This is a genomic window from Flavobacterium sp. FlaQc-57, from assembly GCF_044007395.1.
Taxonomy (GTDB): Bacteria; Bacteroidota; Bacteroidia; order Flavobacteriales; family Flavobacteriaceae; genus Flavobacterium.
Map to the genome: position 1 here is coordinate 933,366 of NZ_JBIPDA010000001.1, position 16,793 is coordinate 950,158.

At 32.8% G+C, this 16,793-nt stretch carries 11 protein-coding genes; 2 read left to right on the forward strand and 9 right to left on the reverse strand.

Going from position 1 to position 16,793, the window contains the following annotated elements; genetic code table 11:
• Positions 1-52: 52 nt before the first annotated feature.
• From yidC to ACHRVZ_RS04020, 8 genes are all read right to left on the reverse strand, one after another.
• Complete coding sequence (gene yidC, locus ACHRVZ_RS03985; protein ID WP_395420886.1) at positions 53-1,960, reverse strand: membrane protein insertase YidC; 1,908 nt, start codon at positions 1,958-1,960, stop codon at positions 53-55.
• Positions 1,961-2,040: 80 nt separating this feature from the next.
• Positions 2,041-3,654: a CTP synthase gene (locus ACHRVZ_RS03990; protein WP_395420887.1), complete on the reverse strand. Its 1,614-nt coding sequence runs from the start codon at positions 3,652-3,654 to the stop codon at positions 2,041-2,043.
• Between the two features lie 236 nt (positions 3,655-3,890).
• Positions 3,891-4,469, reverse strand: a complete 579-nt coding sequence (locus ACHRVZ_RS03995; protein ID WP_395420888.1) for a hypothetical protein — start codon at positions 4,467-4,469, stop codon at positions 3,891-3,893.
• Positions 4,470-4,822: 353 nt separating this feature from the next.
• The gene (locus ACHRVZ_RS04000) at positions 4,823-5,059 is read right to left on the reverse strand and encodes a DUF3820 family protein (protein WP_074656841.1); all 237 of its coding nucleotides are present in this window, start codon (positions 5,057-5,059) and stop codon (positions 4,823-4,825) included.
• Between the two features lie 233 nt (positions 5,060-5,292).
• Positions 5,293-7,221 carry a glucosamine-6-phosphate deaminase gene (gene nagB, locus ACHRVZ_RS04005; RefSeq protein ID WP_395420889.1) on the reverse strand — a complete coding sequence of 643 codons (1,929 nt, stop codon included), beginning with the start codon at positions 7,219-7,221 and terminating at the stop codon, positions 5,293-5,295.
• A 34-nt stretch (positions 7,222-7,255) separates the two neighbouring features.
• Positions 7,256-8,629 (reverse strand): sugar MFS transporter, encoded by a 1,374-nt coding sequence (locus tag ACHRVZ_RS04010; protein WP_395420890.1) that lies wholly within the window; start codon positions 8,627-8,629, stop codon positions 7,256-7,258.
• Positions 8,630-8,809: 180 nt separating this feature from the next.
• Positions 8,810-9,685 (reverse strand): sugar phosphate nucleotidyltransferase, encoded by an 876-nt coding sequence (locus tag ACHRVZ_RS04015; protein ID WP_395420891.1) that lies wholly within the window; start codon positions 9,683-9,685, stop codon positions 8,810-8,812.
• A 9-nt stretch (positions 9,686-9,694) separates the two neighbouring features.
• Positions 9,695-10,786: a mevalonate kinase gene (locus ACHRVZ_RS04020; protein WP_395420892.1), complete on the reverse strand. Its 1,092-nt coding sequence runs from the start codon at positions 10,784-10,786 to the stop codon at positions 9,695-9,697.
• A gap of 231 nt (positions 10,787-11,017) precedes the next feature.
• On the opposite strand from ACHRVZ_RS04020, the gene ACHRVZ_RS04025 reads away from it, so the two are divergent.
• A complete protein-coding gene (locus ACHRVZ_RS04025) occupies positions 11,018-12,058 on the forward strand; it encodes a LacI family DNA-binding transcriptional regulator (protein ID WP_395420893.1) in 1,041 nt (346 codons plus the stop codon).
• Positions 12,059-12,332: 274 nt separating this feature from the next.
• Here the strand turns inward: ACHRVZ_RS04025 and ACHRVZ_RS04030 are convergent, their stop codons facing one another.
• Positions 12,333-12,968 carry a sugar-binding protein gene (locus tag ACHRVZ_RS04030; RefSeq protein ID WP_395420894.1) on the reverse strand — a complete coding sequence of 212 codons (636 nt, stop codon included), beginning with the start codon at positions 12,966-12,968 and terminating at the stop codon, positions 12,333-12,335.
• Positions 12,969-13,664: 696 nt separating this feature from the next.
• Between ACHRVZ_RS04030 and ACHRVZ_RS04035 the strand changes: the two genes are divergently transcribed.
• A complete protein-coding gene (locus tag ACHRVZ_RS04035) occupies positions 13,665-16,769 on the forward strand; it encodes a SusC/RagA family TonB-linked outer membrane protein (RefSeq protein ID WP_395420895.1) in 3,105 nt (1,034 codons plus the stop codon).
• Positions 16,770-16,793 lie beyond the last annotated feature (24 nt).

The following is a 16,793-nucleotide window of genomic DNA, read 5'->3' on the forward strand; positions in this document are numbered from 1 at the left end:
TAAAAAAACCGCTGTTTTCACAACAGCGGTTTTCTATTTATTATATAAAAAATTATTTTTTATTCTGTTTTTTTGCAGCTTCTTGCTGCTCCATCACATCTTGAAGACGTTGTTGAAACTTGCTTTGTTTTTTAGGCTCTTTCAATTTATTTTCTTGAATTTGAGCATGGATTTTATCTGTATCTACAATGTAGTTTTTAATTACAAACATAATTCCGATTGTAATTAAGTTAGAGATAAAGTTATACAAACTCAAACCTGCACCATAACTATTAAAGAAAATTAACATCATTAATGGCGAAACGTAAATCATGATTTTCATCATTTTTGCCATATCCGGCATACCTTCTTGTTGAGGCGCTGCCATTTGTTGATCTCCAGATGTCATTTTCATATAGAAGAAAATCGCAATCGCTGCCAAAATTGGAAACAAACTAATGTGATCTCCGTACAACGGAATGTGGAATGGTAATTTTACCACAGCATCAAATGATGATAAATCGTCTGCCCAAAGGAAACTTTTTTGTCTTAACTCAAAAGCTGACGGAAAGAACTGGAATGACGCATACATAAACGGAAGCTGAATCAATGCCGGAATACATCCTGCCATAGGGTTTACTCCTGCTTTATTATACAACTTCATTGTTTCTTGCTGTTTCTTCATTGGGTCTTTTTTGAATTTTTCACCCAACTCTGTAATTTCAGGACGTAAAACTTTCATTTTAGCCTGCGACAAGAATGATTTATATGTAATTGGCGACATGGCCAATTTGATGATAATCGTAAAAATGATAATTGCAATTCCTAATGATAATCCTACTGTAGAACTCAAGAATCCGAATAATGGAATAAAGATCCATTTATTGATCCATCCAAAAATCCCCCAACCTAATGGAATAATTTTTTCGAAATTTTTATCGTATGATTTTAAAGTTTTATAATCAGATGGCCCAATATACCAACTCATTTTATAATCAACTTCTCCGTTTGTGAAAGCTAAAGGAACAGTTGCTTTAAATTGTTTAATATAGTTAGTATCTATTTTTTCATCCTTTACTAAATCATCAGATTGTAACTTCGATTTCTCGAATGCTTTATCAGTAGATAAAATGGTAGTAAAAAAGTGTTGCTTAAAAGCAATATAACTTACTTTTTCAGGTGTTTCTTCTTTTCCAACCCCATTTGGACTTACATAGTTGTATTTTTTATCACCGTACTCATATTGAATTTCTGCATAACGCTTTTCAATAGAAACACTTTTTTCATTTCTGTTGGTTTTCAAATCCCAAACTAAATCCAATGGTTTAGAAGAATTTAAAACTTTATTTAATCCTTGAGAACGAACATCAAAACCAACTAAATAATCGTTTGCTTTTAAGATATATTTATATTCTAAAAATTCATTTGGACCAGCTTTCAAACGCATAGACAAGATTTGATCTGCTCCGTTTTTAGTTAAGGTTGGCTCAAAATAAAGATCTTTAGAATTTAAAGTTCTGTTATCTGTCGTTTGCAACTGAATATTTAAATGAGAATTATTGTCTTTGATTAATTCTACTAATTGTCCTGAATTTTTCTCAAACCTTTTGAATTCTTTCAACTTAGCCTCAACTATATAACCACCTTTATTGGCGATTTTCAGTATCATCTTTTCGTTTTCAATAGTTGTAAAACCTTCTTTTGCAGATGGAAGTGTAGCTGAATAAGCAAAACCACCTAAAGTTTTTTGCAATTGTGCTAACTGAACTGTATCTCCGGGTGTTGTTGCAACTGGTAAAACTGCTGTTTTAGTTTTATCAGACTGAGCTTGCGCTTCTTGTTTTGCTACTAATTCTTTCTTCGCTTTTTCAGCAGCAATCTCTTTATCAGAAGGCTGATTTTGGTACATAATCCAAATCAAAATTCCAAATATCAATACAAAACCAATGATTGAATTAAGATCAAATTTTTTTTCTTCCATTATAATTTAAAAAAGGTTATTCGTTTAAGGCTATTAGTTATGAGTTTGACTCAAACGTTACATCCTCTCAGAATTAATTATTATTTTTTATGCGTATTTACTGCAGCTGCTACAAAATTTACAAAAATTGGATGCGGGTTTGCAACCGTACTTTTGTATTCAGGATGGTATTGTACTCCAATAAAAAACGGATGATTTTCAAGTTCTACTATTTCTACTAAACCTGTATCCGGATTTACTCCTGAAGCTTTTAAACCAGCTTTTTGTAATTCGTCTGCGTATTTGTTATTATACTCATAACGGTGACGGTGACGCTCTGAAATAGTCGTTTGTCCGTAAATTTTATGCGCTAATGTGTTTGGTTTAATATCACATTTCCAAGCTCCAAGACGCATTGTTCCACCTTTATCCGTAACTGTTTTTTGCTCTTCCATCAAATTCACAACCGGATGAGGTGTATTCTCGTTCATCTCTGTTGAATTTGCTTCTTTATAACCTAAAATATTTCTGGAATACTCGATAACTGACATTTGCATTCCTAAACAAATTCCGAAAAACGGAATATTATTTTCACGTGCATAACGAACAGCTTCAATTTTTCCTTCAATACCTCTTTCTCCAAATCCAGGCGCAACTAAAACTCCATCAAGAGGCCCTAGTTTTTCAGCAACATTATCACTATTAATATGTTCAGAATGAATAGAAATAACATTTACTTTAGTTTCGTTTGAAGCTCCAGCATGGATAAATGCCTCTAAAATAGATTTGTAACAATCTTGCATTTCTACGTATTTTCCAATCAAACCAATATTTACAGTATGCTTTGGATTTTTTAATCTGCGTAAAAAAGTATTCCAGTTTTTCAAATCCGGAGCTGCTTTTTTAGGTAAATCTAATTTTTTCAAAGCCACAACATCTAATCCTTCTTCAAGCATTAAATTTGGAACTTCGTATATTGTTGATGCATCGATAGACTGAATTACAGCTTCTCTTTTTACATTACAAAACAACGCTAATTTATTACGTAACTCATCTGAAAGTTCATGCTCGGTTCTACAAACCAAGATATCGGCTTTGATACCACTTTCCATCAAAGTTTTTACCGAGTGTTGAGTCGGTTTTGTTTTCAACTCACCTGCAGCAGCCAAATAAGGAACTAATGTTAAATGAATAACGATTCCGTTATTTTCACCCAATTCCCAAACCAATTGACGAACAGACTCAATATAAGGTAACGACTCAATATCACCAACAGTTCCTCCAATTTCAGTAATAACAATGTCATAATCGCCAGATTTACCAAGCAATTGCATTCTGTCTTTGATTTCATTTGTAATATGAGGAACAACCTGAACTGTTTTTCCTAAAAATTCTCCTCTTCTTTCCTTTTCAATTACTGAAAGATAAACTCTTCCTGTTGTAACATTATTTGCCTGAGAAGTAGGAACATTCAAGAAACGCTCATAGTGACCTAAATCTAAATCTGTTTCAGCACCATCATCCGTTACATAACATTCACCATGTTCGTATGGATTCAACGTACCCGGATCCACATTTATATACGGATCAAATTTTTGAATAGTTGTACGATATCCTCTTCCTTGTAACAATTTTGCTAAAGATGCCGCGATAATACCTTTTCCTAATGAAGAAGTCACACCGCCTGTAACAAAAATATATTTTGTTTGATTCATTCTGTTGTTGTTTGTATTGTAGTTGTGTAAAAAACTTGGCAAAAGTACAAATTTAATTGGATAATTTAGACGTAAGATTTTTAGATTTTTAGAGTTATTGCATTTTAAAGATCTTTTTTAACATCAATTTTTATAAAATGAAAGATTTTCAGAACATTAGATGAGATTTCATATCTAATGTTCTGAAAATCCAGCATTAAATTTTATGATTTCATGTTAACTATAGTTGAAAATTACTAAAAACATGGACCTCCAATTTTTATTTTTTCAATTCGTTCTAAAACATATTTTATTTCGGCATCATTTGTAATTCCAGTACAACCAGAACCTCCATCACATCCTAATTTAACATCTTCAGAATTTAGTGATCTCATTTCTTCCCAAACTTTTTGAGACTTAATAAAGTTTTCTTTTGCTGCAAGATTAATCCTTAAACAATTTACAAAATACGTATTATCCTGTGCTTTCTCAGCTCCTTCTTTATTGCGTTTAATAAAATCATCAAATTCTTTTACTCTATTTTTTACAACATTATTTAGAAGACTGTCAGCAAATTGAAGTCTCTCAAAAGTACAGATTGCATAACCCAATCCAGAGCCATTATCTTTATCACATGGGAATTTTCTAGAATTATAAATATAAACCGGATCAGCTTTATCAATTTTAATGACATCCTTATTTTTTTCAGAAACAATATTATGTTCTTTAAAAAAGCATAATTCAGCTTTCGCTTTCGAATATTCTTTAAATAATAGCGCAACTAAAATCAGTAATAGTACATTTATTACGATGGATGCTAAAAGATTTTTTTTCATAAAAAATCAACTGTTGAATTTAAAAAACATGAATGTGGAATGCTATGGGAATTTCCCATAACAATGAGTAATATTCACTTTTGAAGTAACTTTGGGTACAAAAAAAAATATTATAATTTTCAAAACGTTGATTTGTACACATTTAAAAATTCAGGCTTGAATTCTGTGGTATCAACTTGTTTTAATAAATTATAATATTTTTATGTATTAAATATTATGATTTAAAAATAATGACTTGTACACATGTATACATTCAGACTTGAATTTGTGGTATCAATTTATTTTTAAAAATTATAATATTTTTATATATCAAACATAAATAAAAAAAACGAAATAGCAAAAGATTTTTCTTACTATTTAATAGGTTTCGGATATTGTTTCTTAATATTTCGAATCAATTCTTCCAATCCATTTAGTTTCAATTCGTAGATAAGCGCTAATTGTTGTCCTAACTCACCATTTGGAAAACCTTTATTATGATACCAAACTACATAGTATTCAGGTAAATCTATTAAAAAACGACCTTCGTATTTCCCGAAAGGCATTTTGGTATGAGCTAATTTTATGAGAAGTTTTTTGTCCTGTTCCATTTTTGTAAAGAAAAAAGAAGCAAGAGAATAGATTATAGACTTTCTCTTGCTTCTTGTTGGCGCAAAGCTATTATTTATTTTATTCTTTTGCCATAGATTAAAAGGATTTAAATGATTTCGCCACGAATTCACGAATTAATTTGACTATAATTCGTGAATTCGTGGCGAATATTTTAGAAAAGCTAAAAACTTAGAATCTTAGCATCTCAGTCCCGAAGCCTCGGGATAACATCTTAATAGTGCCATCTCACAAAAGCTTCCATCGCTGCATAAGTCGCTAAACCTAATTGATGATATAAAGCTGCTGTTTCTGCATTTCTATCTTCTGCTCTCTGCCAAAATTCTCTGGCATCTGTTCCTTGAAAAACAACACCATCTTTTTGAGATTGATGTTTGAAGATTCCGTGACGTTTTGCTAAAACCTGATCTGGACTCATTGGCACAGCCATTTCTACTTCATCAATCCCCCATTCCTGCCAAGCTCCACGGTACAACCATAACCAACAATCATCCATAAATGATTTTGGTTTTAAAGCTTTTACTGCTTCAAAAATAGCATCCAGACAAACTTTATGAGTTCCGTGTGGATCTGCTAAATCTCCTGCTGCATATATTTGATGCGGCTTAATTTTTTCAATTAAATCCATTGTCAATTGAATATCTTCTTGTCCGATTGGTTTCTTTTCGATAGTTCCAGTTTCATAAAATGGCAATTCCATAAAATGAATCTGGTCATCTGTTAAACCAACAAAATGACTTGTTGATCTTGCTTCTCCTTTTCTGATTAATCCTTTAATATAACGAACTTCAGGAATATCAATTTCACTGTTCTTTTTATTTTCTAAAAATGTCTGTGCTTTTTTATAGATATTATCTGCTTCAGTACTTTTGATTCCGAATTTCTCGTTGTAATCAATTACGAATCTTGCAAAACGCAATGCTTCATCATCAGCAACAGCAATATTTCCAGAGGTTTGATATGCTACGTGTACTTCATGTCCTTGTTCTTGCAAACGCATGAAGGTTCCTCCCATACTGATAATATCATCATCTGGATGTGGACTAAAAATCAATACACGTTTTCTAGCTGGCTCTGCTCTTTCAGGACGATTTGTATCATCTGCATTTGGTTTCCCGCCTGGCCAACCGGTAATTGTATTTTGTAATTTATTGAAAATATTAATATTGATGTCGTAAGCCGGACCAGAATCTGCTAATAAATCGCTCATTCCGTTTTCGATATAATCAGCATCGGTAAGCATTAAGATTGGTTTTTTAAGCTGAAGAGCCAATCCTAAAACCGCTTTTCTAGTTAATTTATCAGTCCAAACTACTTTTTCTACCAACCATGGTTTGTTGATTCTTGTTAGTTTTGAAGAAGCTTCTTTATCTAAAACAAAAACTGCATTATTATGTTCTTGCAAAAAAGATGCAGGAATTTGATTTGTTACTTCACCTTCAACAGATTTACCAACAATATTCGCTTTTCCTTCTCCCCAAGCCATCAAAATAACTTGTTTAGCTTCCATGATTTTTTTAACTCCAAGTGTAATTGCAGTTCTTGGTGTATTACTTAATCCGAAGAAATCTTTACTTGCAGCTACTCTTGTAATGTGATCCAGAGCAACTAAACGAGTTTTAGAGTTTTGTAATGACCCAGACTCGTTAAAACCAATATGTCCGTTTCCTCCAATTCCCAGAATTTGCAAATCAATTCCGCCTAAAGCTTCAATTTTAGCTTCGTAATCATGGCAATAATCTGCAATTTGTTCTTTTGTTAAAAGTCCGTCCGGAACATGAGCATTTTCAGGTAAAATATCAACGTGATCAAATAGCAATTCTTTCATAAAACGAACATAGCTATTGATTGAATTTGGCTCCATTGGATAATATTCATCCAAATTAAAACTAATTACATTCTTAAAACTCAAGCCTTCTTCTTTATGCAAACGTACTAACTCTGCATATAATCCTTTTGGAGAAGAACCGGTTGCAAGACCTAAAATACAAGGTTTGTTTTCTTTTTGCTTGGATTGAATTAAAGTTGCAATTTCCTGAGCTACTGCTTTTGATGCTTCGCCAGAATTTTCAAAAACAACTGTATTGATGTTTTCAAATCGTTTTTCGAACCCTGTCGCTTTGTCTATTTTACTTTTTAACATGATATAGTATTTTTTTTAATTGCTATCGTTCCATTTACCAGCTTCGATATTTATGACCTTTTATAGCATAAAAAAGAATCATTAAATAAGATGGTATCAACATTAAATATGCTATTTGATTTCCGCTTTTTGAAATTTCAACGGTTCCGTTTGCTATATTTGATGCGTTAATATTTTCTGTGATCATTCCGTAGAACAAAGGAAAAATTGCTCCTCCAATAATTCCCATAATCAAAATTGCGCTTCCTATTTTAGTATATCCTCCCAAATCTTCAAGTGCCATTGGCCAAATCGCCGGCCAGCAAAGTGCATTTGCCAAACCTAATAATGCTACTAAAAGAATTACAATTGGTAAATTTGGAATCCCTGGTAACTGAATCATTGTTTTTGGAGAAATCAAAACTATTGAAAGAACCAAAATTAAACCCAAAGCTCCTGAAGCCTTTAAAGCTGTTACTTGCGAAAGATATTTTGGTATTAATGTAATTCCTAATATATATCCCACAACCATTGCTGACATCGTGAAAGAGGTTAATTTCAAATAAAAATTCCCATCATCACCATAAACTCCAAGTTGTTTTCCAAATCCTCCTATTGAATCTCCAGCTAAAACTTCAGCAGCCAAATAAAGCATTAAAGTAATTACCCCTAAAACCAATTGTGGTCGTTTGAATGCGTTTTTAATTTGCTTAAAAACACTCATTTGAGTTACATTTCCATCTTCATCCAAATCAATTTCCGGGAGCGGTGACAGCTTTACCAACAAAGCTAAAACGGTAATAATCAATCCCATATAAAGATAAGGTCTTTGCAATTGTAACGCAAGAGAATTTAGCGCATTTGTTTTTGAAACAGAATCCAATAAGGCAATTTTATCTGCGGTAAACTCTTGCATATTAGACAATACCAAAGCTGTCAATATCAATGGCGCTACAAATCCTGCCAATTTATTTGCGATCCCTAAAACACTAATTCTGGCCGCAGCACTTTCTCTCGGACCTATTACAACTACATAAGGATTTGACGCTGTTTGCAAAATCGCCAATCCTGTTCCCATTATAAATAATGCAATTAAAAATAATAGAAAAGTTCTACTTTCAGCCGCCGGATAAAACATAAATGCACCGGAAGCAATGATTAATAATCCTAATGAAATACCGTTTTTGTAACCTACTTTCTCAATTACCCAAGATGACGGAATTGCCATAACGAAATAAGCAATGTAAAATGCAAAAGTTACAAAATATGCCTGAGAAGAGGTCAGCTCACATGCTAACTCAAAAAATGGAATTAAAGGACCATTTAACCAGGTAACAAAACCCAGAATAAAAAATAATGCAGTTAAAATTATCATCGGAATAATTGTACTCCTTTTTTCTATTTGTAACACATTTTCAATGTTTGACATAATACTTTTTGGTTGATTATTAATAGATTATTGGTTTTTCGAATCTAAATTAGCACCAACTCTTCAGGAACTATATTGCAATTTTTATGCAAATATATGCATAAAAATTGCAAAAAATACCGAAAGGGCTTAAAAAAATTTGCAAGTGCCGTAAATTAGATCTCAATTTTTGATTGTTTTCTAAGCATTCCAGTCTAAAACCGGATAATATCGCTGCAAATATTCTTTAACATCTGCAATATCTTCTTTCGCTGTTAAATCTGGAACATGCTCTGAAAAAGGGATTCCTAAGGTTGTATTTGGATTTTCTTTTACTGAATTCAAAAGGACTGTTGGAAGTTCTTTCTCATCTCTTTCAGGATGAACAGGACAATTTTTTAAATGAGTATTTAAAGTACTTCCGTTAAATTTAAAAGCATTCATACTTACTCTAATTTTGCCTTCAACATCTTTATAATCATTTAAAACATCAGCCGATGGCTTTTCTAAAATATCTAATAACTGATTGTTCTGATCTAATTTAGCAATTGCAAAACGGGAAATTCTTTCAGAAGGAAACTCTAAAGCATCGCGATCATACGCAATAAAGGCATTTGGACTAATGGTTTCTCTCAATGCCAATAAAGCTTCTGCTGAATATAAATTATCACTATTACAAACTGAATATTGTTGAGAATTTAGTTCCGGAAATTGCTCTACTGCCTGAAATAAAGCATCGGCCGTACCAAAAGGTTTTACTCTTCCTTCAGGAATATATTGTATCGCAAATGAAATGTTAAGTCCATGAAAATCATTATCCACGTTTTGACTTCCGTAGAATTCTTTAAACAACTCTCCTTGTTCACCAATAATGATGTAAATATTTTTATATCCTGCTTTTTTAGCATTCAACAAAAGGTAATCCAACAAAGGCCTTCCACTTGATCCAACGCCAATTAAGCCTTTACTTCTCTCATTTGCCTGTGCTATTTCTTCTGGTGATAAATTATCTAAAACAGCTTCTTTTTTCATACGGGATGACGCTCCACCCGCAAGAATGATTAAATTGTTGTGCATACTTATATTTTAAATTTGAATATTTTCAATGATTCTTGCTCCCGGATCTACGTTTACCGCATAAGCTTCCAGGGCTCCAGCTTTTAAAATGGCTTCTATAACCAAATTCTCTTTTTCGGGATCAGCAATAACAACGATACTTCCACCACCGCCTGAGCCTACAATTTTTGCGCCATAAGCACCTGCACGCAAGGCTGCGTTGATCATATCATCAATTCGCGGCACTGTTATTTTTAATAAATCTCGTAAAACTTCATGATGCTGATTCATTAATACGCCAATTTTTTTAAGATCTAAAACTGGTTTCTCAAACTCTTTTAAAGCTTCTTTTGTGTAATGGTAATTTTTTAATGCGGCTTCAAAAAACGGAATCAATCTATCTGGCAAACAATTTCGATAACGATCAATATCTCCAATTTCAGAAGTATTCAGATCAAAGTCCGGAAAATTTTGTTTTACAATACCAATAGACATTAAGGCATTACCTTTAATTTCGCCTATTAATCCAATTGTCTCCTTTGGAACTCCGGAAACTCCTGTAATAAGCCCTTTTAAGTCTGTTCTAATAATGTTATAAGAAAAAGGTTCTTTGGTATTGATATAAACCACATTACCCACTCCAATACTAAAATGATCCATCATTCCGCCTGGTTCTCCGTGCTCTAAAACTTCAGATTCGTATCCAACTTTTGAAATAAATTCTGGTGTAACTTCGCGATCAACTCCAAAAGCCGCAACCAGGAATCGTATCCAGGCCATTAATAAAGCTGATGAACTTGATGTTCCGGAATTGATTGGAATATCTCCTGTTACTGTAATATCGTAACCTACATTGGGAATACAACCATACCTGCGCAACACTCTAAGTGAAGACGCAAAATAATCGCGCGGCTCCAATATTTCAAAAGTTGCATCAATATTAATGATCCGAACTTCGTCAATATCGATCATATTTAGAACAAATTTGCCAGAGTCATTTTGTTCTGCGGTTAGTTTTATATTTCGATCGATTGCACAGGCTATAACCGGCAATCCTAAATAATCCTGATGATCTCCAAAGAGACATGTTCGACCTGGGGCTAATGAAGTAATTTTTCTCACTTGAAAATTTTATAATAAAACATTGCAAAACAAACGATTACAATGTAATTTGGTTATGGATTTATTTATTTTTTTGGGTTTTGATTCTACGAAACTATATATTATATTTTTATAAAACAAGAAAAAAACAAGAAATGTGCTCGAACACACCAATATAATGTTCTCGAGCACACTAAATATTTATTGCACCATTTTTTAAATTATTAAATCAAAGTTTCTATATTTGCTTATATGGATAAAAAGTACACAATTAAGGACATAGCAAAAATGGCTGGAGTTTCTAAAGGAACCGTAGACAGAGTTTTGCATAACAGAGGAAAAGTTTCTCCAACGGCTTTAGACAAAATTAACGAAGTCTTAAACGTTATCAACTACGAACCCAACTTAATTGCCCGTAATTTAAAAAACACAAAAGTTTATCGCATTTGTGTTTTACTTCCTGATCCGGAAATTGATCCTTACTGGCTTCCCTGCGTAAATGGGATTCAAGAAGCAATAACCGAATTCAAAGTGTACAGTGTTATCATTGAAACGCATTATTTTAACCCTGAAAGCACTAAATCTTTTTTAAATACAAATGAAACCATCATCGGAAAATCTCCTGATGCAGTTTTAATTGCTCCTTTATTTCATAAAGAAACGCTAGAGATTGTAAAGCAATACGACGAATTGAATATTATAGTGAATACTTTTAATAATCAAATTGAAGGGGAATCTATTAAGAGTTTTGTTGGACAGGATTTAAATAAAAGCGGGCGTGTAGCTGCGAGTTTAATGAACCTTATTGTAACTGATGGCCAAATCGCAATTATACATATTGATGAGAGCCTTAAAAATGCCGTTCACATGCAGGAAAAAGAAAAAGGTTTCAGGAATTATTTTGATGAAAAAAAGATTCCTGGTTTTTCTATCACTACTTTAAAACTAAAGCATCCGAATGTTGAAAGTAAGTTTTCAGCATTTTTAGAAGAAAATCCAAACCTGAAAGGAATTTTCATAACAACTTCTAAAGCCTATCAAATTGCTTCAATCTTATCTCCTTTAAAGAATAAAAAAATTGCCATTATTGGTTACGATTTAGTCGAAAAGAATGTAAACTTTTTAAATCAGGGATTGGTACATTTTTTAATTCACCAAAATCAAAAAAGACAAGCTTATTTAGGCGTTAGTACTTTAGTAGAGCATTTTTTATTTAGAAAAGACATTCCGGAGACCATTTTATTACCTATTGATATTATCAATGTAGAGAATGCTTCTTTTTATGTGTCGTAATCATCTACCACAAAAACCTTAAGCTTTTTTATTTCTCGCAAAGTCGCAAATTTTTTTTTAAGTTATAATTTGTCATTTCGACCGAAGGGAGAAATAACACGAGTTACTCGACAAAGACTAGTAATTCTCTTTGCGGAATTTCTAGTGCGATTTCTCCCTTCGGTCGAAATAACAATTTTACGTTCAACCTTTGCTCCTTTGAACCTTTGAATCTTTGTTCCTTTGAATCTTTGTTCCTTTGAACCTTTGTTCCTTTGAACCTTTGAACCTCCCCCTACAACAACTTAAACTTCCCAAAAGAAGAAGCAATATGAAAATTAGGCGTTTCGGTATTTGGGTTTACCCATGGAATCCAGGTTGGCTCATATTGCAGATTTTCGGCAAGCGAAAATTTAGCTCTAAAAACCCCTGCTTCAATACTATTGTTCTGAATTAAATTTAACTCTGTTAGTGACTGTATACTAATTCGGCCTTGAACCGTAAATGAGACTTCATCTTTTGCTGTTTCCAAGTCTAAATCTTTTTTAGGCCATTTCCAATTAAAATCAAAATCTTTATTCGGACGTGCTTTAAAATCCATTAGTCTTCCTGAAGTATCCATTTCTAAACAGTAGTAAGGATTTAAAGAATCGTTTGTTCTGAAAAACAGCTCTACCCTATCTGAATTTCCGATACTCTCAAAACTATCATCTTTTTTATCCAGGTAAATATTAATATCAAAAACTCTAAATTTAAAATAGAAGTTTTCGGTATCCCAAAGCGCTCTGAATTCAATTTTCGAAATTGCACTTTCTTCCCACGGAGAACAAAAATCAGTCAAGCAATTTGCTTCTTCCCAAAAACCAACATCCAAACTTTTGTTGAAGTTTCCTTCATTTTTACTAATTAATTTTACTTGATATTCTTTCATAATTGAAATGTTAATTTTTGTTAATTTTTTGTTTTTAGAAAACAGAGAAATAATGTAAAATACCAACTTTTTCGGTTGCTTTTTTTTCCGTACTACGAATGTACTTTAAACGAAGAAAAAGAATCCCTACTTCCAGAAATATTTTTCTACAAACCTGATTTTATTAGTAAGAAAAGCAATAATAAAACACTATTTAATTACCAATAAACCGGCTTTTGATTTGATAAATTCCTAACATTTTATACAAACAACCTCTATTATTCTTTCGATTTACATCCAACACCTATAAAACACTAAAAAGAGAGACTTGTTTATCACTTAAATATTTTACAATAATCGCACAAATTTAAGTCAAAAAAAACATTTCGCACAAATTTATGTGCTCGAGAACATAAAATTCGTGTGTTCGAGCACATTTTTTGTGCTTTTTCTTGTTTAATAAAAATATAATCAATAGTTTCGTTTAGTATTAATCTTAAAACTAAGTTAAATAAGTTCTTTTTTAACAGTCTTTAATCTTTCGAAAACGAGTCAAAGTGGCGGAAACAGGCCGAAAAGAGAAACAGCTCTTCTTTTATTTAAAACCATTTAATAAGACGATAAATTAAAAACTAAAAAAAGAACGCAACAAAAAAGAAATCAAAAACTTACAAACGAAAAAAAACAAATTAATCATTAACCAAACCCAATTTAAGTATGAAATTATTAACCCAAAAAAAACCTAGAGATTTTCGGATTAACAATCTAGCTAGTAAAGAAATTAAACTCACTCTTCTTTCACTATTAGTTTTTACATTTCAAGCTTCAGCGGCTTCGTCAATAAAAACACCAACCAAAAACAATACTACTTTGTTTTTTGAAAAAACGGTGAAAGGAAAAGTAACTGATCAAAATGGACTTCCTATTGCGGGGGCAAATATTATTGTAAAAGGTACGACTACCGGTGTTCAAACTGATGTAGACGGAAGTTTTGCCATTTCTGTTCCGGACAATGCTACTAAACTTATCATTACTTACATTGGTATGGAAGATCAGGAAGTAGCTATAAGCAGTTCTCCTCTAAAAATTGTCATGAAAGAAGTTGGACAAAAATTAGAAGAAGTTGTAATTGGATACGGAAAATCGAAGAAAAAAGATCTTACAGGTTCTGTAAGTTCTATTGGTAAAGACAACTTAAACTTGGGTGGAACGATTGCTAACGTTGGACAAGCTTTGCAAGGTCGTGCTTCTGGAGTTCAGGTGCAACAAAACAGTTATGCTCCCGGAAGTAGCCCATCGATTGTAATTAGAGGAGGAAACTCTCTTAATACTTCAAATGCGCCTTTGTATGTTGTTGATGGATTTATTACCAGTACTGGTGCACAAATTAGTCCAAACGATATCGAGAATATTCAGATCTTGAAAGATGCTTCGTCTACCGCCATTTATGGTGCTCGTGGTGGAAATGGGGTAATTTTGATTACTACTAAAAAAGGAAAATCTGGAAAAATGCAAATTGAAGCGGAGATTTCAGATGGTTTTCAAAACATCATCAAAGAACCTTCTTTGCTAAACGGACAGCAATATGCTGACATTCAAAACGCTATTGCAAAAGAAAATGGAAGACCGCCAGTTTTCCCTTCAAGTTTTCCGGTAGCCAATACCAATTGGTTTAAAGCAGCAACACGTCCGGGTGAAGTTTTAAACAGAACAATTAACTTTAGCGGAAGCGATAAAACTTCTAAATTCTTTCTTTCCGGAAACTATTTAAAACAAACAGGTGCATTAGAAAATACCGATTTTACAAGATATTCTGTGAGAACGGGCGCTGAGAAAAAATTTAGTGATAAATTAACTATCGGCGTTAACATTTATGGTGCTGCAAGTGAAGGTCATAACAGTGATTTTGGCGATAATATTTTATCTCCTATGTACTCACTACAAACTGCTGCGCCTAATCTTCCTATTTATAATGCTGACGGTACTTATTACAAATATCAAGGAAGAGATAATGCTTTGGCACTTTTACTGGAACCAACTGATCACACTATTAACAGATTGGTAAACGGTAATATGTTTATGGATTATGAAATCATAAAAGGTTTAACGTACCATTTTGGTGCAGGATCTGAGTGGCAGGAAAACATTCAAGGTAAATACACTCCTAGAACTTTGGTTGCCGGAGCGGCCCTTAACGGAACTGGTTCTGAAGAAAACAAAACTTATTTTAGATGGAGTACAGAGCAATATTTAACGTATAAATTTACTGTAAAAGAGAGACACGCTATTTCGGCAATGATTGGTACATCGAACCAAAAAGATACTTACGAAAGAATGAAAGCTTCTGGTTCTGGTTTTTCTAATGACTTGCTAACGTATTACAATCTTCAAGGTGCAGCAGTTTATTTGAAACCTGAAACTGAGAAAACAGAAACTAAACTGACTTCTTATTTTAGTCGTTTAAATTATGGTTTTGATGACAAATACTTGCTTTCCTTCACGATAAGAAAAGATGGTTCGTCTCGTTTTGGACCAAATAATAAATTCGGAATCTTCCCTTCTGGAGCAATTGCCTGGAAAATGTCTAACGAATCTTTTATTCAAAAATTAAATACTTTTTCTGATCTAAAATTGAGAGTAAGTTACGGTCTTACAGGTAATGACGGTATTGGTGATTATGCTTATATGAACCGTTTAACTTCTTGGGGAGTAACAATTGGCGAAGGTAATTTTGTGGGTGGTACTGAACCAGCAAACTTAGCAAACCCGAACCTAAAATGGGAACAAACAGCTCAAACTAATATTGGTTTAGATATAGGGTTCTTTAATGACAAACTTACTGCTACAATCGATGTGTACGAAAAAAGAACTACAGATGCTCTTTTAAACGTTCCTGTTGGTGGATGGTGGGGATTTGATACACAAAGAATAAACTCTGGAGTAATTCAAAACAGAGGTATCGAGTTGGGTATTACAAGCACAAATTTCAGAAATGATAAATTTACCTGGACTACATCATTAAATATGGCGTACAACAAACAAGAAATTATTTCACTTGCTGATAATGTAAAAATCATTAGTACAAATACTTCTAACCCAAGTGGTACTGTTTCTGGACAAGAATTTACAAGATTAGTTCCTGGTAAAGAAATGGGAGAATTATTTGGATATAAATATGCAGGAGTAATAAAAACCGGAGAAACATATACCGCTCAGCCACTTTCTGTAGCAGGAGATCCAAAATATGTTGATGTTAATGGAGACGGAATTATCAATGCAGATGACAGAACGTATTTAGGAAATTCAACTCCACACTACACTGCCGGTTTGAATAATGATTTTAGATATGGAAATTTTGATTTGAATATCTTCTTTCAAGGTGCTTTTGATTATTCAGTTTACAACATGACCAAAATGGTTGGCGAATCGTCAACAAGTACAGATGCCTTAAACCGTTGGGTTGCCGGAACAAATGAAAACACGGATATTCCTAGAGACGGATATTACAAAAGCAAATACGGAAGCTACGTAAACTCAAAATTTGTTGAAGATGCTTCATACATTCGTTTGAAAAACGTTTCTATTGGATATACGATTCCGGAAAGTCTTTTAAAACCAACAAAATTTATAGATAGTATCAGATTGTATGCTATTGGACAAAATTTATTAACGATCACCAATTATTCTGGAAACGATCCTGAGATAAATGGACACTTTACTGCTGATAACGCCACCAAACAAAACTTAGGTGGAGGAATCGATTTTAACTCATTCCCAGCTTCAAGAACATTTATTTTAGGAATAAAAATCGCAATTCACTAGTCTAAAAAGCTTTTTTAGTAACAC